22 protein-coding genes and 1 tRNA gene are annotated in these 18634 nt (G+C 71.1%); 12 read left to right on the top strand and 11 right to left on the bottom strand.

The window, feature by feature from the left end; genetic code table 11:
- Positions 1–9: 9 nt before the first annotated feature.
- On the bottom strand, positions 10–837 hold the full coding sequence (locus ABD324_RS29850) for a CBS domain-containing protein (RefSeq protein ID WP_344424601.1): 828 nt from the start codon (positions 835–837) through the stop codon (positions 10–12).
- A 10-nt stretch (positions 838–847) separates the two neighbouring features.
- On the bottom strand, positions 848–1594 hold the full coding sequence (locus tag ABD324_RS29845) for a nucleoside phosphorylase (protein WP_344424599.1): 747 nt from the start codon (positions 1592–1594) through the stop codon (positions 848–850).
- Positions 1595–1655: 61 nt separating this feature from the next.
- Between ABD324_RS29845 and ABD324_RS29840 the strand changes: the two genes are divergently transcribed.
- Positions 1656–2174, top strand: a complete 519-nt coding sequence (locus tag ABD324_RS29840) for a VOC family protein (protein ID WP_344424597.1) — start codon at positions 1656–1658, stop codon at positions 2172–2174.
- A 261-nt stretch (positions 2175–2435) separates the two neighbouring features.
- Positions 2436–3464, top strand: coding sequence for an LCP family protein (locus ABD324_RS29835; RefSeq protein WP_344424594.1), 1029 nt, complete (start codon positions 2436–2438; stop codon positions 3462–3464).
- Positions 3465–3514: 50 nt separating this feature from the next.
- Here ABD324_RS29835 and ku read toward each other — a convergent pair whose 3' ends face one another.
- On the bottom strand, positions 3515–4450 hold the full coding sequence (gene ku, locus ABD324_RS29830; RefSeq protein WP_344424591.1) for a non-homologous end joining protein Ku: 936 nt from the start codon (positions 4448–4450) through the stop codon (positions 3515–3517).
- Positions 4451–4476: 26 nt separating this feature from the next.
- Between ku and ABD324_RS29825 the strand changes: the two genes are divergently transcribed.
- From ABD324_RS29825 to ABD324_RS29815, 3 genes are all read left to right on the top strand, one after another.
- On the top strand, positions 4477–5382 hold the full coding sequence (locus ABD324_RS29825; RefSeq protein WP_344424588.1) for an ATP-dependent DNA ligase: 906 nt from the start codon (positions 4477–4479) through the stop codon (positions 5380–5382).
- Positions 5383–5481: 99 nt separating this feature from the next.
- On the top strand, positions 5482–6093 hold the full coding sequence (locus ABD324_RS29820; RefSeq protein WP_344424585.1) for a putative glycolipid-binding domain-containing protein: 612 nt from the start codon (positions 5482–5484) through the stop codon (positions 6091–6093).
- Between the two features lie 33 nt (positions 6094–6126).
- The gene (locus ABD324_RS29815) at positions 6127–6528 is read left to right on the top strand and encodes a VOC family protein (protein ID WP_344424582.1); all 402 of its coding nucleotides are present in this window, start codon (positions 6127–6129) and stop codon (positions 6526–6528) included.
- A gap of 31 nt (positions 6529–6559) precedes the next feature.
- Here ABD324_RS29815 and ABD324_RS29810 read toward each other — a convergent pair whose 3' ends face one another.
- Positions 6560–7138 carry a TetR/AcrR family transcriptional regulator gene (locus ABD324_RS29810; RefSeq protein WP_344424579.1) on the bottom strand — a complete coding sequence of 193 codons (579 nt, stop codon included), beginning with the start codon at positions 7136–7138 and terminating at the stop codon, positions 6560–6562.
- 65 nt (positions 7139–7203) lie between these two features.
- Between ABD324_RS29810 and ABD324_RS29805 the strand changes: the two genes are divergently transcribed.
- Positions 7204–7986, top strand: a complete 783-nt coding sequence (locus tag ABD324_RS29805; RefSeq protein WP_344424576.1) for an SDR family NAD(P)-dependent oxidoreductase — start codon at positions 7204–7206, stop codon at positions 7984–7986.
- Here the strand turns inward: ABD324_RS29805 and ABD324_RS29800 are convergent.
- Genes ABD324_RS29800 through ABD324_RS29790 form a run of 3 tightly spaced genes read right to left on the bottom strand, consistent with a single transcriptional unit; the run spans position 7970 to position 11485 of the window.
- Positions 7970–8911, bottom strand: a complete 942-nt coding sequence (locus ABD324_RS29800) for a prephenate dehydrogenase (protein ID WP_344424574.1) — start codon at positions 8909–8911, stop codon at positions 7970–7972. The genes ABD324_RS29805 and ABD324_RS29800 overlap by 17 nt on opposite strands.
- A gap of 19 nt (positions 8912–8930) precedes the next feature.
- The gene (locus tag ABD324_RS29795; protein ID WP_344424571.1) at positions 8931–10241 is read right to left on the bottom strand and encodes an amidase; all 1311 of its coding nucleotides are present in this window, start codon (positions 10239–10241) and stop codon (positions 8931–8933) included.
- Positions 10242–10267: 26 nt separating this feature from the next.
- Positions 10268–11485: a M20 metallopeptidase family protein gene (locus ABD324_RS29790; protein WP_344424569.1), complete on the bottom strand. Its 1218-nt coding sequence runs from the start codon at positions 11483–11485 to the stop codon at positions 10268–10270.
- 89 nt (positions 11486–11574) lie between these two features.
- Here ABD324_RS29790 and ABD324_RS29785 point away from each other — a divergent pair, with 89 nt between their 5' ends.
- The 3 genes from ABD324_RS29785 to ABD324_RS29775 all read left to right on the top strand — a co-directional run bounded on the left by ABD324_RS29785 (position 11575) and on the right by ABD324_RS29775 (position 12829).
- Complete coding sequence (locus ABD324_RS29785; protein WP_344424566.1) at positions 11575–12093, top strand: tRNA adenosine deaminase-associated protein; 519 nt, start codon at positions 11575–11577, stop codon at positions 12091–12093.
- A 154-nt stretch (positions 12094–12247) separates the two neighbouring features.
- Complete coding sequence (locus ABD324_RS29780) at positions 12248–12718, top strand: nucleoside deaminase (protein ID WP_344424563.1); 471 nt, start codon at positions 12248–12250, stop codon at positions 12716–12718.
- A gap of 23 nt (positions 12719–12741) precedes the next feature.
- Positions 12742–12829: transfer RNA gene (locus tag ABD324_RS29775), tRNA-Ser, on the top strand.
- Between the two features lie 38 nt (positions 12830–12867).
- Here the strand turns inward: ABD324_RS29775 and ABD324_RS29770 are convergent.
- The gene (locus tag ABD324_RS29770) at positions 12868–13278 is read right to left on the bottom strand and encodes a TIGR03667 family PPOX class F420-dependent oxidoreductase (protein ID WP_344424560.1); all 411 of its coding nucleotides are present in this window, start codon (positions 13276–13278) and stop codon (positions 12868–12870) included.
- A 1223-nt stretch (positions 13279–14501) separates the two neighbouring features.
- On the opposite strand from ABD324_RS29770, the gene ABD324_RS29765 reads away from it, so the two are divergent.
- Positions 14502–14816, top strand: coding sequence for a hypothetical protein (locus tag ABD324_RS29765; RefSeq protein ID WP_344424557.1), 315 nt, complete (start codon positions 14502–14504; stop codon positions 14814–14816).
- Positions 14813–15343: a hypothetical protein gene (locus ABD324_RS29760; protein WP_344424554.1), complete on the top strand. Its 531-nt coding sequence runs from the start codon at positions 14813–14815 to the stop codon at positions 15341–15343. The genes ABD324_RS29765 and ABD324_RS29760 overlap by 4 nt, the downstream gene beginning before the upstream one ends.
- A gap of 577 nt (positions 15344–15920) precedes the next feature.
- Here ABD324_RS29760 and ABD324_RS29755 read toward each other — a convergent pair.
- The 3 genes from ABD324_RS29755 to ABD324_RS29745 all read right to left on the bottom strand — a co-directional run bounded on the left by ABD324_RS29755 (position 15921) and on the right by ABD324_RS29745 (position 18018).
- Positions 15921–16400 carry a hypothetical protein gene (locus ABD324_RS29755; protein WP_344424552.1) on the bottom strand — a complete coding sequence of 160 codons (480 nt, stop codon included), beginning with the start codon at positions 16398–16400 and terminating at the stop codon, positions 15921–15923.
- Positions 16401–16578: 178 nt separating this feature from the next.
- Complete coding sequence (locus tag ABD324_RS29750; protein ID WP_344424549.1) at positions 16579–17244, bottom strand: YdcF family protein; 666 nt, start codon at positions 17242–17244, stop codon at positions 16579–16581.
- A 12-nt stretch (positions 17245–17256) separates the two neighbouring features.
- Positions 17257–18018, bottom strand: coding sequence for a GntR family transcriptional regulator (locus tag ABD324_RS29745; RefSeq protein WP_344425506.1), 762 nt, complete (start codon positions 18016–18018; stop codon positions 17257–17259).
- 173 nt (positions 18019–18191) lie between these two features.
- On the opposite strand from ABD324_RS29745, the gene ABD324_RS29740 reads away from it, so the two are divergent.
- Positions 18192–18623 (top strand): plasmid replication, integration and excision activator, encoded by a 432-nt coding sequence (locus tag ABD324_RS29740; protein WP_344424546.1) that lies wholly within the window; start codon positions 18192–18194, stop codon positions 18621–18623.
- Positions 18624–18634 lie beyond the last annotated feature (11 nt).

Below are 18634 nucleotides of genomic sequence, written 5' to 3'. Positions count from 1 at the left end.
GGGAGATGCTCAGACCAGGTCGCTGCGGCTGAGGACGCCGACGAGCCGGGTCCCCTCGGTGACCGGCAGGACCCGGAAGCCGCGTTCGGTCACCAGGCGGCGGGCCTCGTCGAGCGGGGTGTCCGGGCGGACCGTGGTGGGGGAGCGGGTCATGGCGGCGCGGAGCGTGGTCGGGGGCGCGGAGCGGTCGCCGGCGAGCGGGTCGCGGAGCAGGTCCGCCTCGCTCACGACGCCGATCAGGGCCCCGGCCGCGTCGACCACGGGGAGCAGGCTGAACCGGTGGTCCAGCAGGAGCTTCACGGCCTCGGAGCACGGGGTGTCCGCGCGGGCGGTGACGAGGTCCCCGCGCGTCATCACCTCGCCGACGGTGGTCGCGCCGGCCGGGCGCTCCCGGGGTCGGCGGGGCGGGGTGGGGTCGGGCAGCGGGGCGCGGCCCAGCAGCCGGGTGAGCAGCCCGGGGCGCTCGCGCGGGCCGCGGAGCAGGTCACTGCGCGTGACCACGCCGACGAGCATCCCGCGCTCCACGATCGGCATCACCCGGAGCTCGCCGTAGGTCCGCAGCCGGTGCGCGACGACCGCGGCGCCGGTGGCGGGGGACATGGTGAGGACGTCCGTGGTCATGATCGTGCCGACCGCGGCCTCGCCCGGGCCGCCGTCCTCGCGGTGGCGCAGCACGTCGACCAGGCTGACGATCCCGACCAGCCGGTCCACCCCGCGGACCACGGGCAGCGCGCTGAACCCGGTGCGCAGCATCCGCTGGGCGGCGGCGTCGACGGTGTCCTCGGCCTGCACGGTGGCGAGCCGGCGGGTCATGACGTCACGGGCGCGCACGGGCATTCGGATGACCTTAGAGGGCCAGGGCCGCGTCCGCCGCCAGTTCGAACAACCCCGCCCGGGCCTCGCGCGCCGTCGTCCAGCCGCGGTGTTCCCACTCGTCGCCGGCCAGGGAGTCGCCCGCGAGCAGGAGGTGCGCGAGGCGGACGCCGCGGTGGCGGGCCACCGCGATCAGCGCGGACGCCTCCATGTCCACCGCCGCGCAGCCCTCGGCGACCCGGCGGTCCACCCGGCTGCGGGTCTCGCGGAAGACCGCATCGGTCGTCCACACCCGGGTGGTGACGTGGGGGACCCCGGCCGCGTCGAGCACCCCGGTGAGCGCGGCGACGCCGGCCGCATCGGCGTCGACGACCCGGCCGGCGGGCAGGTAGTGGAAGGAGGTGCCCTCGTCGCGCAGGGCACTGCCGACCACGATCGCGTGCCCCAGGGTGAGCTCCGGGACCAGCGAGCCCGCGCCGCCGACCGCCACCGCGGCCCGTACCCCGAGCGCGATGAGCTCCTCGAAGAAGATCACCGACAGCGGTGCGCCGACGCCGGGCTGGATGACCGCCAGCCGCTCGCCTCCGCGTTCGACGACGTGCACCGGCCACGGTCCGAGCTCGGAGGACAGCCGGACCGTCTCCACCGGCTCCAGGGCGGCGACGACCTCGGGGAAGAAGCAGAGGACCGCGCGTTCGGGGAGCTCCCTGCGCGGCACCACCCGGTCGGGGTTCAGCAGCGCGGGCTGGTCCAGGTCGTCCTCGAGAAGCGGCAGATCCACGCCGCCGATCATGCCCGGCGCCGCTACCGTCGACGAGGACACCGGACGGAAGGGGAGCCCCATGCCGCAGCCCGAGGGAGCCGAGCTGGAGGCGGTCCGCGCGCGCCGCACGGACCTGCGCGAGAAGTACCTGAAGGCGCCCGGGGAGCGGCCGCGCACGACGGTGCAGGGGGTGCACCACGCCGCGCTGATCTGCAAGGACGTCGAGGAGACGATCCGGTTCTACCAGGACCTGATGGGCTTCCCGCTCGTCGAGCTGGTGGAGAACCGGGACTACCGCGGCTCCAGCCACTTCTTCTTCGACATCGGCAACGGCAACCTGCTGGGCTTCTTCGACTTCCCCGGCCACGACCACCCGGACTTCCACGAGACCATCGGCGCGGTGCAGCACATCGCGCTCTCCACCTCGCCGGAGGAGTTCGACCGGGCCAGACGGCGTTTCGACGAGGCGGGCGTCGAGTACCTGGGGCCGGACCGTGGGGTGGACAACAGTCTGTACGTCCGGGATCCCAACGGGGTGGGTTTGGAGTTGTACCGGGAGGAGCTCGGCAGGTTCGAGGGCGAGCCGCTGCTCGGCTGATCACTACCGGCGGGCGCGGGTCCGGACCGTCGACGCAACCTCCGGGGCGATCGGGCGTCCTGGAGGATGAGGGACCGGTACATCCACGACAGGACGGTGCGCTGAGCCATGAACGCTGACCGACGCGGGCCCGTGGGCCCTCCGGGCCGGGGCGGTCCGCCGCCCCCGCCGCGCCGCGGTGGCGGTCCGGGCTGGGCGCAGCAGCCCCCGCCCCGCCGTCCCCAGGGTCCGCCCCCCGGCCCGCCGCCGCAGGTCACTCGCGTGCTGCCCACCGGTGCGCCGCAGGGCCGCGAGCGGCCGGAGCGCGAGGTCTACCGGCCCCCGGTGGAGACCCGGGCGCCGAAGGTCCGGCGTCGCGGCCGCTGGCGCCGCCGGATCCTGGTCACCCTCGCGCTGATCCTCATCGCGCTCATCGGCTTCGGCGTGTACCTGGACCAGAACCTCAACCGGGTGGCCGCGCTGCCCGCGAGCTCGACCGCGGAGTCCTCCGGCACGAACTGGCTGATCGTCGGCTCGGACAGCCGGGCGGACCTCTCCGCGGAGGACGAGGAGCGGCTCGGCACCGGGGACGCGGCGGGCCAGCGCACGGACACGATCATGCTGCTGCACTCCGGCAGCTCCGGATCCGTACTGGTCAGCCTGCCGCGCGACTCGTACGTGCCGATCCCCGGCAAGGGCACCAACAAGCTGAACGCGGCGTACGCGTTCGGCGGGGCGCCGCTGCTGATCCAGACCGTGGAGAACGCGACCGGCCTGCACGTCGACCACTACGCCGAGATCGGCTTCGGCGGGTTCGTGGGCGCGGTCGACGCGGTGGGCGGGGTCGACCTCTGCGTGCCGCAGGCGATCAAGGACCCGAAGGCCGCGCTGGACATCAAGGCCGGCTGCCAGCAGCTCGACGGCGCCACCGCGCTGGGCTACGTCCGGACCCGGGCCACGGCCGGCTCGGACTTCGACCGGGTACAGCGACAGCGGGAGTTCCTGTCCGCGCTGATCGCCAAGTCGACGAGCGTGGGCACGCTGGTCAACCCGTTCCGGGTGATCCCGCTGGCCGACGCCGTGACCGGGCTGATCACCGTCGACGACGGCGACCACATCTGGAACATCGCCCAGCTCGGCCTCGCGATGAAGGGCGTGTCGGGCGGCGGCATCGCCACCACCACCCCGGTGGGGGGCACACCGACGATCGGCGGGCAGTCCGTGGTCCGCTGGGACAAGGAGCGGGCCGGCGTGCTGTTCTCCGCGCTCCAGAAGGACCAGACCCCGCCGAAGTCGGCCCTGGGCCCCTGATCCCCTCGTGAGTGGCGATGGTCGCCCTGACGACTATCGCCACTCACGGGTCACGCGGTCTTGCGCTTCCGGGTCGCGGGCTTCTTCTCCGCGTCCTCGCCGTCGTCGTCCTTCTTGGCGCGGGTGGTGGTGCGCTTGCGGGGGGCCGGCTTCTTCTCGGGCTCGGGTTCCGGCTCCGGCTCGTCCTTCTTCGCGGCCCCGGAACGGCCCTTCGCCGCCTCCACGCTGGCCTGCAGGGCCGAGAGCAGGTCGGTCATGGAGTCGCCCTCGTCCTCCTTCCTGGCCTCGACGGGGGCGGGCTTGGCGTCGCCGTGCTCCTTCTTCGACTCGATGAGCTCGAGGACGGCGTCCCGGTACTCGTCGTGGAAGTCCGCGGGATCGAAGTCCGCACCCATGCTCTCCACGAGCGAGGCCGCCATCTGCTTCTCCTGCGGCCGCAGCTCGATGTCCTGGTCGAGGACGTCGAAGGCGGGCTCGCGCACCTCGTCCGGCCACAGCATCGTCTGCAGCACGATCGTCTTGTCCCGCACGCGGAGCAGGGCCAGGCTCTCCCGCTGCCGCAGCGCGAACCGGACGACGGCCATCCGGTCGGTCTCGGCCAGTGCCTCGCGCAGCAGGGCGTAAGGCTTGGCGGCCTTTGTCTCCGGCTCGAGGTAGTAGCTCTTGTCGAACAGCAGCGGATCGATCTGGTCCGACGGCACGAACTCGACGACGTCGATCTCGTGGCCGCTCACGACCGGCAGCGAGTCGAGGTCGGAGTCGTCGAGCGTGATCAGCTCGCCGTCCTCGGTCTCGTAGCCCTTCACGATGTCCGCGTACTCCACGATCTCGCCGCACACCGTGCAGGTCCGCTTCATGCGGATCCGCCCGCCGTCGGCGCCGTGGACCTGGTGGAAGCGGACATCGTGGTTCGTGGTCGCCGTGTACAACTTGACGGGCACGCTGACCAGCCCGAAGGACACGGCACCGCTCCACATCGCACGCATGGTGACAGCATGACGGGGTGCAGCCCATGCTCGCCACTCCCGGCCCCCTCCCGACCGGGCCGGAATGGGTCTACGAGGTGCTGTGGGACGGCATGCGGCTGCTCGCGGAGGTCACCGAGGGTGAGCTGCGGCTGCGGACGCGGGGCGGTCGGGACGTCACCGCCACCTTCCCCGAGCTGGCCGGGCTGCCCACGATCGCGCCGGACGTGGTGCTCGACGGCGAGGTGGTCCTGCTGCAGGACGGGGTGCCGAGCTTCGGGGCCCTGGCCGAGCGGCTGCACCGGCCCGTCGCCCGCCCGCGTACCCCCGTCACGTTCATGGTGTTCGACGTCCTGCGCCTCTACGGGGTGCCCCTGCTGGAACGGCCGCTGCGCGAACGGCGCGCCACCCTCGAGCGCCTGGAGACCGGTGGCGTCCCGGCCCTGCAGCTCTCCCCGCTCTACACGGACGGCCGCGCGCTGCTCGACGCGACGGTGCGGCGGGGGATGGAGGGGATCGTCGCCAAACGTCGGGAGGGGCCCTACCTGGACGGGGTGCGCAGCTCCGGCTGGGTGAAGGTGAGCCCCCGGCAGACCCAGACCTGCCTGGTCGGCGGGGTCCGCGCCGAGGGCCGCGGCGGCCGGATCGGTGCTCTGCTCCTCGGGGTCCCGGACGGTCGCGGGCTCGCCTACGTCGGACGGGTGGAGGCCGGCCTGGAAGGTGCCCCGGTGCAGCGCGTGCTCGGCGAGATGCTCGGTGACCTGGGCCGGGACACCCCGCCCTTCGCCGAACGGCCGTCGCGCACGGACGCCGCCGGGGTGGCGTGGTGCGAGCCGGTGGTCGCCGTCGAGGTCGCCCACACGGGCTGGTCCGCGGCCGGCCGGCTCCGCCGACCGGCGGTGCGCGGGGTGCGTGCGGACGTCGACCCCGCCGAGGTGCGCCGTGAGCCCTGATCGCGGGCGGCGGGTGGAATCGGGCCCGCCGGAGGTGTTGGATGAACCGGACCCGGGCCTCCTACCGGTGGCCCGGACCCGCTCCCTACGGTGGTGTCGATGACGACCATGCTCACCTGGCAGGCCGACGGCCGGCCGGGCCTGGAGGGGACGCGCGTGCACTTCGGCGCGGGCCCTTCCGGGTTCCGTGCCCTCGGCCGGATCGTGCGACCGGATCCCGACGGCGACCTCACCGCGTCCTACAGCCTGGTCGTGCGCGACGACGGCACGCTGTCCCGCCTCTCGGTCAGCGCCGCGACCACGGCCTTCGAGAAGCACCTGACGATGAGCCGGACCGAGGACGGCTTCTGGCTGCTCGACAACGGATCGGGCAGCGAGCGCCGCGAGTTCGACGGCGCCGTGGACATCGACCTGGCCTCCAGCCCGCTGTTCCACTCGCTGCCGGTGCGCCGGCTCCGGGCGCATCGCGAGGCCGTGGCGGTCGAGCTGTCGGTGGTGCGGGTGTCCCTGCCGGACCTGCAGGTCGCGGTCGAGTCGACGGCGTACCGCACGGTGCGCGTCGCGGAGGGGGACTCGCCGGCGGTGGTCGAGTTCACCACGGACGGCGCGACCCGCGAGCTGGAGATCGATGCCGACGGGTTCGTCATCTCCTCGCCGGGTTCGGCGCGGCTGGTGTCCAGCGAGCGGGCGGAACCCGCGGCGCGGACCTGATTTCTGTCGGACCCGCACGCTAGCGTTCGGGCCGTGCTGGACCATCTCTCGCTGCAGTGTGCGGACGTCGAGGCGTCGTTGGCCTTCTACCTGCGGGTCTTCGGGCCCGCCGGGCTGAAGGAGGCCATGCGGTTCCCCCGGGAGGAGGGCCTCGTCGTGGGCCTCTCCGGGGCGGACGGCTTCCCCCACCTCTGGCTCGGGCCGCTGGTGGAGGGCGGGGAGAACCGGCCGGTCCACCTCGCGTTGACCGCGCCGTCGCGGGAGGCGGTCGACGCGGTGCACGCCGCCGCCAGCAAGGAGGGTGCCGCCGTGTTGCACGAGCCGCGGCTGTGGCCCGAGTACCACCCGGGCTACTACGCGGTGTTCCTGCGCGACCCGGAGGGGAACAACGTCGAGGCGGTGCACCACACGTTCTCGCCGGACCCTCCGCGCTAGTCCGGCCCTCCACGCCGGCCGCGCTCTCCGCTCATCCCCGCACCGCGGCGACCGCCTCGGCGAACAGCTCCGGGAGCGGTGTCGTGGCGCCGCCGTCCACCCAGCGGTCGGTGGCGATGTCGAGGCAGGCCATGCCCGCCGCGAGGATCGCGGTCGCGGCCACCTCGCCCACCGGGGCACTCGCGGGGCGCCGGGCGAGCAGCGGCACCAGCAGCTCCGACCAGCTCTGGTGCTTCTCGCTGCGGCGCGCCCGCAGCGAGGGCGTGGACAGGCAGGTCCGGCCGACCGCGAGCTCCCGCTCGTCGCTCCACGTGTCCTCGGCGACCATCTCGTCGGCCACGGCCTGGAGCGCCTCCCAGGGCCCCTCCGCCGCTGGCCGGGCCCGCAGCAGCTCGGCGACGATCTCGCCCGTCGCGGTCAGGCTGCGCAGGACGATGTCCTCCTTGGTGCCGAAGTAGCGGAACAGCGATCGGCGCGATACGCCCGCCCGTGCGGCGATCTCGTCCATCGTCGTGCTCTCGAAGCCCTGCTCCTCGAACAGCGCCATGGCGGCGGCCGCGATGTCGTCGCGGACGGTCCGGCGCGTGCGTTCCCAGAGAGGCTGCTCCACGGTGTGGAGTGTATCTCAGCGTGCCAGTGTGGCACTCAGTGCCAGACTGGCATACGGTGCAGAGCATGGACCACAGCGCACAGACCGTTCTCGTCACCGGGGCCAGCTCCGGCATCGGCGCCGCCTTCGCCCGCGAGGTCGCCCGTCGCGGCTCGGACCTCGTGCTCGTCGCCCGGCGCGCCGAGCGGCTCGAGGCTCTGGCCGCGGAGCTGACCGCCGCCCACGGCACCACGGTCGAGGTGGTGCCGGCCGACCTGGCCCTGCCGGGTGCCGCCGAGGAGGTGACCGGCGAGATCGAGCGGCGTGGGGTGCGGGTCACGAGCCTGGTGAACAACGCCGGTTTCGGGGACCACGGGCGCGTCCACGACCAGGACCCGGCCCGGCTGCAGGAGATCGTCGCGGTCAACGTCGGGGCGCTGGTCGGGCTGAGTCGGGGGCTGCTGCCGGCGCTGCGGGAGGGCGACGGGTACCTCCTCAACGTCGCCAGCCTGGCGGCCTACCAGCCGATCCCCGATCTCGCCGTCTACGCCGCGACCAAGGCCTTCGTCCTGAGCTTCACCGAGGCGCTCTGGTACGAGAGCAAGGGCACCCGGCTGCGGGTGCTCTGCCTGTCGCCGGGAATGACCGGCACCGAGTTCTTCGACGTGGCCGGGGCGGGGGCGGGCACGTCGGGTCGGAAGCAGACGGTCGAGCAGGTGGTCGCGACCGCGCTCAAGGCGCTCGACCGCCGCGACGGGCCGCCGAGCGTGGTGTCCGGCGGGATGAACCGGCTGACTTCCGGCCTGAACCGGTTGCTGCCGCGCCGCACCACGGTCGAGCTGACGGCCCGGGCTACTTCCAGCCGCTGACGACGTCGCCCCGGCGGCCGAGCTCGCGCAGCTCGGCGAGGACGTCCGGGCCCTCGAGGGAGACCTGCAGGCCCAGCGGCTCGCGGGTCGAGGCCCAGCGCTGCCGGGCGAGGTAGCCGGACTCCACGGTCGCCTTCAGCCCGCCGGTGGAGGCGAGCGCGCCGCGCATCACACCGAGCCGGCCGAGTGCCTCGTCGACCGCGGCGAGCAGGGCCGGGCGGTTGCCCTCGCACATCGCCAGGGTCAGCTCCGGGCGGGTGCCCGCGACCCGGGTGCCGTCCGCGAAGGAACTCGCGGACAGGGCGAGGGCCAGGTCGTCGTCCGGCGCGCCGGCGCCGACGGTGGCCAGCACCGCGGCCAGCAGGTGGGGCAGGTGCGAGATCCGCGCGACGGCGAGGTCGTGCTCGTCGCTCGCGGCGGGCACGACCCGGGAACCGCAGGCCCAGGCCAGCTCGGCGACGTCGCGCCAGACCGCGAGGTCCACGCCGTCGTCGGCGACGACCACCCAGGCGGCGCCGCGGAAGAGCTCGCCGTCGCCGGCCGCCCAGCCGGACTCGGCGGTGCCCGCCATCGGGTGCCCGCCGACGTACCGCGCGTGCGGCGCGTACGTCGTCACCAGGTCCTGGACGGCCACCTTCACGCTCACCGCATCCGTCAGCCGGACGGTGGGCGCCACCGCGTCGACCCGGGTGAGCACACCCTCGACGGCCGGCAGCGGCACGGCGACCACCACGAGCGCGTCCGCCTCGGCGGCGTGGTGGAGGGCGGCATCGAGGTCGGTGGTGACGTCGAACCCGTCGGCCCGCGCGGCGGCCGCGGTCGGGTCGGACCCGGCCACGCCCCAGCACTCCCGCCCCGCGGTCGTGGCGGCGCGCAGCAGCGACCCGCCGATCAGCCCGGTCCCGACCACGCACAGCGCCCGCATGACGGAGCAGGGTACGAGGTCAGTCCCGGGCCAGGACGCCCGCCACCCGCAGGATCCCGCGCTCCTCCAACCGGCGGCCGATCAGCTGCACCCCGCCGGGCAGCTCCCCCTCGGCCAGGGGTGCCGGGACGGACACGGCGGGCCAGCGGGTGAGATTGAACGGGCTGGTCAGGGCCAGCATCGACGTCCGGACGGGGTGCCCGTCGGGCGTGGTGCGCTCGCCGATCGGGGTCGCCCGCAGCCGGGTCGTGGCGCATATCAGGACGTCCATGTCGGCGGTCGCGGCGGCGAACTCGGCCGTCAGCCGCCGCCGGGCGCGCTGTGCGTCGACGTACGCGTGCGCCGGACGGTCGGCCACGGCGCCGAGCCGCTCGGCCGTCTCGGGCTGGTACTCGCCGCGGCGCGTCGCGAGCCACTCCCGGTGGGTGGCGTACGCCTCGCCGCCGACGATCTCGCCGTAGGTCTCCGCCATCTCGCCGGTGAACGGGGTGCGGATCTCGAAGATCTCCGCGCCCGCCTTCTCCAGCATCCGGACGGCCTCGCGCACGCCCTCGGCGAGCACCGGATCGGCGGCCTGCCAGTAGTCGTCGACCAGCACGCCGACGTGCGCGCCGGAGATCCCGGGCGGCTGGATGCCGCCGCCGGTCCCGTCCGGGCGCGACACCACGTCCCACGCGACGGACGCCGAGTGCGCGTCCGCGGCCAGGATCCCCACCGTGTCCAGCGTCTCGGCCAGCGGGAACACGCCGTCCGTAGACAGGGTGCCGAACTCCGGCTTGAGCCCGACGATCCCGCACAGCGCGGCCGGCGTCCGGACGCTGGCGCCGGTGTCCGTGCCGAGCGCGAGCGGCAGGTACCCGGCGGCGACGGCCGCCGCCGAGCCGGACGACGAGCCTCCCGTGATCCGCTCCCGGTCGTGCGGGTTGCGCGCGGGGCCGGTCGCCGAGACGTCGCCGGTGGGGCCGTAGGCGAACTCGTGCGTCGCCAGCTTGCCGACGATCACCGCGCCGGCCTCGCGCAACCGCGCCACGACCGGCGAGTCCGTGCCGGCGGGCGGGGCGTCGGCGAGCAGTGCGGAGCCGGCGCGGGTGGGCAGGCCCTCGACGTCGAACAGGTCCTTCACGCCGACCGCCACCCCGTGCAGGGGGCCGCGCCACTCGTGGCGGGCCAGCTCGGCGGCCCGCTCCTCCGCGACGGCGATCGCCCGCTCGTCGATCTCCACGACGGCGTTCAGGTCGTCGCCACGCAGGTTCTCCAGGACCTCGCGGACGTGCTCGACGGGGGAGAGCTCGCCGGACCGCAGGGCCAGGGACAGATCGCGCAACCTCATCACGCGCCCAGCTTTACAGAGGCCCCTCAGAGCAGGGCGAGGGCGGCGTACAGCGCGGCTCCCGCGGGCAGGACGCCCTCGTCGAACCGGACCCGGTTCGAGTGGTTCGGGGCCGCCTGCGCGGGGGAGACGCCGGGCGGGCAGGCGCCCAGGAACCCGAGCGCGCCCGGAACCCGCGCCAGCACGTAGGCGAAGTCCTCGGCGCCCATGATCGGCGCGGCCATCCGGCTGCTCCGGGCGTCGCCGAGCAGCCGTCGGCCCAGGTCGGTGAGCCGGCCGGCCGCCGCCGGGTCGTTGATCGTGACGGGGTAGCCGGACTCGATCCGGACCGTCGCGGTGCAGCCGTGGGCGAGTGCGGTGTGGGTGCAGACGCGCTCGATCTCGGTGTGGACGGCGCGGCGCACGGCCTCCGACATCGTGCGCAGGGTGCCCTCGAGCTCGGCCGTCTCGGGGATGACGTTGTCGGTGGTCCCGGCGGTGATCCGGCTGACGGTGAGCACCGTCGGGTCGTGCGTGTCGACGCGGCGGGTGAGCATCGTCTGCAGCGCGCCGACCATCGCCGCGGCCGCCGGCACGGGATCCAGCGCGTGGTGCGGGGCGGACGCGTGCCCGCCGCGGCCGGTGACCGTCACCCGCAGGACGTCGGCGGCCGCCATGATCGGGCCCGGGCGGGTGTGCAGCTCGCCGCTGGGCATCGTCGCGCTGACGTGCAGGGCGAACGCCACATCGGGCCGTCCCCCGGGGCCGTGCCGGTCGAGCAGCCCCTCGTCGATCATGTGCCGGGCGCCGTGGAAGCCCTCCTCGCCGGGCTGGAAGGCGAAGATCACCCGTCCGGGCACCTGGTCCCGGCGCTGGCACAGCAGGCGCGCGGCCGAGCACAGCATCGCGACGTGGAGATCGTGGCCGCAGGCGTGCATCACCCCCGGGGTCTGCGATCGGTGCGGCGCGTCGTCCGGCTCGTTGAGGGGCAGGGCATCCATGTCCGCGCGCAGCAGCACGGTCTTCCCGGGGCGTCCGCCGTCGAGCACGGCGACGACGGACCCCAGGTCACGGCCCTGATGGACGCGCAGCGGGAGATCGGCGAGCTCGGCCAGGACGGCGTCGCGGGTGGCCGGGGTGGCCAGCCCGATCTCGGGCGCGCGGTGCAGCGCCCGGCGCAGCGCGACGGTCCGCGGCTGGAGCGACCGGGCCGCCCCCAGCAACGCGGCGGTGCCGGTGGCGAGGCCAGGGACGAGATCGGTCACACACCGATCCTGGCATCGCGGAGGCCGTTCCGCGGATGTCCACCGGATTGTGGTTTGTACCACAGTCCGAATCGGCCTACCGTGGGTCCATGCCGACGCATGCGGTGGTGGCTCCGACCGAGGTCAAGGGTTCTTCCCTGCCCGGGTTCGCCATCGCGGCCATCCGGGAGGAGGGCCGCTGGCGCTGCGTGCGCCTCGCGCCGGACGCCCTGGTCGACCTCAGCGCCGCGATCACCGAACTGCGGGCGCTGCGTTCCACGGGCGCGGTGGTCGGCCTCCTCGATGTGGACGACGAGTTCTTCGTCCTCCTGCGCCCCACCCCGGGCGGGGTGGCCCTGATGGTGTCCGACGCCGCCGCGGCCCTGGACTACGACGTCGCGGCGGACGTCCTGGACCTGCTCCGCGTCGAGCTGCCCCCGGACGAGGACGCCCTCGACGACGACCCGTGGCCCGAGGGGGACCTGGGGATCCTCGCCGACCTGGGCCTGCCCGCCGAGGAGCTGAACGTCCTCGCGGGCGAGGTGGAGCTGTACCCGGACGAGCAGCTCGCCGCGATCGGCCGCCGCTGCGGCTTCGCCGACGAGCTCGCCGAGGCCGTCGACGACTGAGCCCCGCGAGTCCCCCCAACCCCGCGAGTCGGGGTGTGGCGCCGCGCGAGTCGGGCTGTCACTACCCGCGAGTCGGCCCGTCGGGCGTCAGCCCGCCATCGGGCGGAGCCGGTAGGCCGAAACACACATCCGCGACGCCCGGCATGATGGCCCGATGCTGCCCACTCCCGCCGACCACGCGCTACTGGGCCGCGCCCTGGAGATCGCGGCCGAGGCCCTGACCACGGGTGACGTCCCGATCGGCGCCGTCGTCGTCGATCCCGACGGCCGGGAGCTGGCCGCGGCGGCGAACGCCCGCGAGGCCCTCGGGGACCCGACCGCGCACGCCGAGGTCCTGGCCCTGCGCGCGGCGGCTGCGGTGCGCGGCGAGTGGCGGCTGGAGGGCTGCACGCTCGCCGTCACGGTCGAGCCCTGCACCATGTGCGCCGGCGCGATCGGGCTGGCCCGCGTCTCGCGTGTGGTGTTCGGGGCGTGGGAGCCGAAGACGGGTGCGGCCGGCTCGCTGTGGGACGTCCTGCGTGACCGCAGGCTCACGCACCGTCCCGAGGTGCTGGGCGGCGTGCGCGCCGACGAGGCGGCTGACCTGCTGAAGGAGTTCTTCGCAGGGGGCCTGCACCGGCCGTGACCCCGGCTTGTAACCTTGTCGGCGGTAGCGTGTCCGAGCGGCCGAAGGAGCGCGCCTCGAAAGCGCGTGATGTGCAAGCATCCGTGGGTTCAAATCCCACCGCTACCGCCACGAACGCCGGGTCCGGATCGGACCCGGCGTTCGGCGTCTCACCAGCCGCGCACCCTCTCCGGCGTGATGCGCAGCAGCACCGAGTAGTCGTCCGCGAAGGCCTCAGGCGTCACGCCCAGGCTCCGGAAACCCCTGCCGTACTTCTCCGCGTAGGAGCCCCACTCCTGCTCGCTCACCCCCGCCTCGTCCACCCGCGCGGTGCCGGTGACGACCAGGACGTCGCCGCCGTGCGCGTCGGAGTTGAGGTGGAGCGCCACGAGGGGGTTCCGCCCGATGCCCGCGAGCTTCGCGGTGCGCGGCTTGCTGAACACAAGGAACTCGGCGCCCGTCCACAGGAACCAGACGGGGGTCGGTGCCGGCGCGCCCTCGGCGTTGACCGTGGTGAGCCAGGCGATGGTCTCGTCCGCGAGCCGCTGGGCCTGCCCCGGGGCCAGGGTGGGGGTACTCATGGGGCGGAGAACGTGCGTCGCCCGGAGGTCATTCCCCGAACGCCACAACGCCGGGCCGACCCGTGAGGGCCGCCCGGCGTTGTCGCTGCTCGTGAGCGCGGAGGATAGGGGATTCGAACCCCTGAGGGATTGCTCCCAACACGCTTTCCAAGTCTGTGGACGACTGTTCAGGGCCGGTCGTGGAGATCGTGACCAGCGGGCCGGCGCCGCTCGCTGCACCTGGCGGACCGAGCCGGACGCGGGCGAATGAGACTGAAACTGAGACTGCCCGGGTGATCCACTGCGACGTGGTTCTTCCACGTCACAGGTGCCCTCGTGCTGGTCTCCTCGCGGCGCGGGTCCCACCCTGCCGGGGCGAGGGGTGGGGTGCAAGGCACGCTGTCCCGCCTTGTGCCCCGCCCCTCGGTCCGGTAGCCGTCTCGGCGCGCCGTGAGGAGGCCGGCACGCTCCCCTGGTCTCTGAGCGGTGTCGGGTGTGGGCGGAGCCCGCATGGGTGTAGCGCGTAGCGCCTGTGCGACACGCCACGGCACTGAAAATCTAGGGTTGTAAACACCGTGCCTGTACCGTGAAACCGTACCTATAAGAGGTCGCAGGCGGGGATGCGGGAACACCCCCACCTGCGAGTATCGCCTCCTACAGGTGCAGCAGTGGAAGTACGTTCAGGATGATGCTCACGACAGCAGCGGTGATCTGAACGAACGGGACAGCCTGGCGGACTCGCCTCATGTAGCGCGGGCCGTCAGGCTCCGGTTCCTTGTCGCTGTTGGGGGTGTCCAAGCTGGCTCCGTTCCTTGTCATCACGTCCCCGGGCAGGACGCATCGCGACTTCGGGATAGATCTGCCCGAAGCGCTGGCGTAGACGCTATTCGGTTCCGAGCGCAGTTCGGGTGACCGCCGTCGGCGTGTCTCAGTGCGCCGAGCCTGGCTGTCGAGGGCCGGGTAGTTGGCTCCGCCGGCCGCGAGCGGGCCGGAGGCAGGAGCGAGCGAGCCGAGCGGGGCCGGCGTGGCCGGCCCGCGCCGCCGGAGGCGGCGCCTTGATCCCCTAGAGGTGGATTCGGCAAGGATCGCTAGACTTGCCGCTCGCCGAGATCAACGGAGTTGGCATGTCACTACCCGGTCCCGCCCCGGGGCCTGGCCCGGGAGCGTCGCCGGATGTCTCGGCGAGTGTCACGGTGACTCTCCATGACGCGACACCTGCCGCGAGAGCTGAGTTCGCTGACGCTGTGCAGGCTTACGCCAACTTTCTCGCGCAGGAGAGTCAGCGTCAGGAGATCGACGCGCGCCCCGATGGCGCGACGCATCTGGAGATCACCGCAGGGTCCGTTGTGAGGGCGAAGCAGGTCGGAGAGCGGTATGGCACGCGCACAAAGGTCGGCACGCTGGACCGCGTTCTTCTAGGCGCGTCACCCATCTTGGGTGCGTCAACCGGCGTCCTGGGCAGCTACTTGACGTCGCCCCTAGTGGTGGCGTGCTTCGCACTTTCCATGGCGGCGTTTGTCTTCACGATCGTTCTTCTCTTGAAGCGGAGGCTGCTGTGATCGACTTCAGCCTCTGGACGGTCCTCCTGGGGGCAATTCCGGCTCTCATTGGCGCCGCGACGGCTATTGCTATCGCAGCGATATCTGCTAGGCGTAGCCGGAAGGTTGAGATGTCTGTCCGCGATCCGCAGTCTGGAATTCGGATCGAAGTGTCAGTAGATGGCCGCCGCGACGATGTTGAAGCAACCGTTAATGAAATCATTGGAATCGTGACGGCGAGGCGAGGTGATGACTTCGAATTAGTCCGCATGATTGCCGACATTGAAGGTGCAGCAAACACTGTTCTGACCGAGAGACTTGGATCTCAGAGACGGGAGAGTCGCGGACTCTTCAGTATTCGTCGCGATCTCATCGATACCGGCATACTCGATTCCGACGATGTTAAGCGCCTGGATCGAATCTTTAAAGTGCGTAACGCGATTGTCCATGGCGACGAGTACGAGCGGCAGAGCGTCGCGCCTGCGAAGACCGAGGCGGCAGCACTTCTTAAGAAGATCCAAGCCGCCCGAAGCACTGGGATCAATTAGGGGTGTCGGTCACAGGTTGGCGTACTTGTTGAAACCATCGTAGACGCCACCGCAGGGCGTCAGACAATTGTCGCATAGCACGGGCACGCCTGGGTGGAAGTCTGATCCGAGACCTCTTTTAAGACGCCCGATGTCGACGCTGACGCGATTTATCCGCGCATCAGGTTGGTTTGGACGAGCAACGAATGAGACCTCTAGTATGTCAGCTTCCTTGATAATCCGGACACAGCGTTCTCCGTCGTATGTGCGGCCTGTAATATGGATGCAATCCTCGGGATCGGATTCGCATATGGAGCACTGCGATTCGCGGACAATCATGCCTGGGCTCAGTCCAACTCGGTTGTGCGCCAGAGCGACTGGGCACGACTGATGGTAAGTAAGGTCCTCGTCCAGGTCTAGGTGACATCCTTCCGCGAATTTCTGTCGAGCTAAGCGGCCTGCCCGATCAAGTTCCGTATGCGCGTCCTCAAATGTGGCGGTGTCCTCGAGGTGGTTCATGGCCGATCGAAGTGTTTGCATATTTCGGCGCAACTTCGCTCCGGCCTCCCGGGTGGGGCCCTCGATAGCGACGATTGTTTCAACCTGATTGTTCGTCCGGATGCCCTGCTTCAGCAGATCCGCCCCGCGCCTGCTCAATGTTTCGCACCTCGAACTCTCGTAAGGATTCTAGGACTGTCTCGCGCGGTCCTTCTAGGAGGGTAGTCTCCGTTGAGCCGTCAGCGTGAGTAACTGTACATTCGAGATGCAGGAAGACCTGGCGATCTGAAATACCTCGCAGGTATTGAATTACTAGATGCGTTGCAAGACCGCTCCCGATCGCAATTAAGGACTCTGCTCCGATTACAATCGAAGGTAGCCAGCAGTCGGCAGCGTTGTGCGTCAGATAGACTCGGTCTTTTCGATCTGCATCCTGAAAAGTAACGGTCAAGCCAGCCTCGCGCGCGATCTTGGCGAAGTCAACTGCAGTGTCAGGATACGGATGCGACCCCGGCGGCAGATCCGGAAGTGACAGGCCGGGGACTCCTCGCCGAATATGCACTTCGACCTGTTCGTTCATTACAAAAGTATAGCGCGTCCCGTGTGGCGCCGGGTGTGCAGCCCTAGTCTGGATCGGCCCTGGCGGCCACTGAATGCCGTGGCTATGGGCTTTCAATCCTGGCATTTCAGGAGGGCTGCGTCGGGGCTAGCTTCGGGAGTCGGCGTATCGACGAATGTCCACGTGGTCACATGCGCTTCTAGGGTGAAGATATAGCTCGGCTTGTGAAGCCGCGCTCGACTAGTCGCCGGCAAGCGAAATTGACCGAATTCGGGATGTTCTGTTCAATCGCCCAACCCTTGGCTGCGTAGAGCCAGAGGCGTTGAGTATCGCCGACCAGCATATTAATCACTCGGTTGGTGTCGCCAATCTCAATCATGTATGCATCAATATCAACGGGCTCCGAGGCGCAAAGAATATTTACGCTCGGCCAGCGTAGGCGGCAAATAGCGAAGGCGCGGCGCTGCTGATATGGCCGTGAGATCAGCATGACCGAGCGAACTGGTGGGTCGTCTTCCTCGACCAGGCCACGGGTGAAGTCGATGTTTTCGCCGGTGTTGGTGGCGTTGGGTTCGACGAGGATGGCTTCGTCGGGGACGCCGAGGGTGAGGGCGTGTTCGCGGTAGTGGACGGCTTCGCCGCGGGGGAAGCGTTCGATGGTGGTGGGTGCGTTGGCGCCGGTGAAGACGATGCGGGGGAAGTAGCCCTGGTGGTACAGGTCGGCGGTGTAGGTGGCGACGCCGAGGTCGTGGCTGCCGAGTCCGATGCCGAGGTCGACGGGGCGTAGTTCGTGGTGCATCTGGTTGAACTCCCACAGGGTCTCCACGTCGGCGCGGAGCTCGGCGGGGATGGTGGTGTTCGGCATCGCTGGGTCCTTCTACTCGGGGATGTCGAAGGAGTAGGTCCAGGAGAAGCGTGAGGCTGCGTGGACGCCTCGTGCGACTTCGACGAGTGTGCCGTCGGCGGTGTAGGTGCGGCGGTTGAGGATCATCACGGGCTCGCCGGCGGGGAGGTCGAGCTGGTCGACCTCGTTCGGGGTGGGCATTCGCGCGTAGAACGACTCGGTCATGTGGTCGGGTTCGAGGCCCTGCATGGTGAGGACGGCGAACCCTCCCCCGCGCCCGGCCGGGCCAGGTGTCGGGTCGACGAGCGGGGTGCCTTCGACGTGGGCGGGCAGGTAGAAGCTCGTGAGCGTGTGGGTGGGCTGCTCGCCGTCCTTCACGAGCCGCGCTCGCGCGTAGACCGGTGCGCCGGGGTCGATGTTGTAGGCCTGCGCGATCTCGGCGTCGGCGTCGACGAGAGAGACGGTCTGGGTCTGGTCGCTGGGCTTCCACTCGCGGCCTGAGGCCTCGCGGTCTGCGGCGAACGCAACCACGTCGCCGTACTTCCATTTCTTCTTGCTGTAGCGCTCCACGCCCAGGCGACGCATCGGCGGCGGGGTGCGAACGACGGTCCCTCGACGCCGGATCGGGGTAACGAGGCCCTCGGCTTCGAGCATGGCGACAGCGTTGCGGACGGTCTTGACGTTGACGCCGTGCTGCTCGGCCAGCTCGTCCTGCTTGGGGAGGGTGTCGCCGGGCGCGTAGGCGCCCTGCTGGATCGCGTCCCGCAGGATCGCAGCCAGCTCGCGGTACCCCACGGTGCTCAATGGTCCTCCCTGGTCGTCTCTGATAACGGTAGCTGTACCACGCGATCTTCCCCCGCCGCGTCGATAGAACCCCCTCTATTGACAGCACGCTTCGCGCTTGCTCCAATAGAGCTGGTTCTAACACCGCTGGCTTCCAGCGGGGACCGAGCGCAGAGGAGCCCACTGTGGCGATCAAGAACAAGTTCGCGGTGTCGATGGGAGACGTCTTCCCGCACGGCGCCTACGTGGTGTCGGAGGTCGAGGCGGTGCGGGACTTCGACAAGTCCGCGCCGGGTCGTCCGGTGCAGCAGCTGGACAAGGAGTCGGGGCTGCCGGTGTGGTCGGTGTCGGTCCTCGACGCGGACCCCGACGCGCGTCGGCAGGACAAGACAGTGGTCGTGAAGATCGCCGCCACGCATCAGCCGGTGCCGCCGGAGACCCTGGCGGGGATGCCGTTCCGCCCGGTGGAGTTCGACGGGCTGACCGTGACCCCGTACGTGATGGAGAACGGTGGCCGGCCCCGCGTGGCCTACAGCTTCCGGGCCTCGGGGATGCGTGCCCCGGCGGTGGGTGCGAAGCCGTCCCCGCGGTCCGGGCAGAACTCGGAGGCGGCCTGACCCGCGTTTCT

Source organism: Pseudonocardia ailaonensis, assembly GCF_039531635.1.
GTDB lineage: Bacteria > Actinomycetota > Actinomycetes > Mycobacteriales > Pseudonocardiaceae > Pseudonocardia > Pseudonocardia ailaonensis.
Note: the sequence above shows the minus strand (reverse complement) of the source record. Positions and strands in the feature narration are given on the sequence as shown.

What these genes read in the sequence shown, in the direction of transcription:
- ABD324_RS29770 (WP_344424560.1), bottom strand. Translation starts at nt 13,278, where the DNA reads ATGAGTACCCCCACCCTGGCCCCGGGGCAGGCCCAGCGGCTCGCGGAC.
- ABD324_RS29785 (WP_344424566.1), top strand. Translation starts at nt 11,575, where the DNA reads ATGCCGACGCATGCGGTGGTGGCTCCGACCGAGGTCAAGGGTTCTTCC.
- ABD324_RS29820 (WP_344424585.1), top strand. Translation starts at nt 5,482, where the DNA reads ATGACGACCATGCTCACCTGGCAGGCCGACGGCCGGCCGGGCCTGGAG.
- ABD324_RS29840 (WP_344424597.1), top strand. Translation starts at nt 1,656, where the DNA reads ATGCCGCAGCCCGAGGGAGCCGAGCTGGAGGCGGTCCGCGCGCGCCGC.
- ku (WP_344424591.1), bottom strand. Translation starts at nt 4,450, where the DNA reads ATGCGTGCGATGTGGAGCGGTGCCGTGTCCTTCGGGCTGGTCAGCGTG.
- ABD324_RS29780 (WP_344424563.1), top strand. Translation starts at nt 12,248, where the DNA reads ATGCTGCCCACTCCCGCCGACCACGCGCTACTGGGCCGCGCCCTGGAG.
- ABD324_RS29795 (WP_344424571.1), bottom strand. Translation starts at nt 10,241, where the DNA reads ATGAGGTTGCGCGATCTGTCCCTGGCCCTGCGGTCCGGCGAGCTCTCC.
- ABD324_RS29825 (WP_344424588.1), top strand. Translation starts at nt 4,477, where the DNA reads ATGCTCGCCACTCCCGGCCCCCTCCCGACCGGGCCGGAATGGGTCTAC.
- ABD324_RS29800 (WP_344424574.1), bottom strand. Translation starts at nt 8,911, where the DNA reads ATGCGGGCGCTGTGCGTGGTCGGGACCGGGCTGATCGGCGGGTCGCTG.
- ABD324_RS29755 (WP_344424552.1), bottom strand. Translation starts at nt 16,400, where the DNA reads ATGAACGAACAGGTCGAAGTGCATATTCGGCGAGGAGTCCCCGGCCTG.
- ABD324_RS29805 (WP_344424576.1), top strand. Translation starts at nt 7,204, where the DNA reads ATGGACCACAGCGCACAGACCGTTCTCGTCACCGGGGCCAGCTCCGGC.
- ABD324_RS29850 (WP_344424601.1), bottom strand. Translation starts at nt 837, where the DNA reads ATGCCCGTGCGCGCCCGTGACGTCATGACCCGCCGGCTCGCCACCGTG.
- ABD324_RS29750 (WP_344424549.1), bottom strand. Translation starts at nt 17,244, where the DNA reads ATGCCGAACACCACCATCCCCGCCGAGCTCCGCGCCGACGTGGAGACC.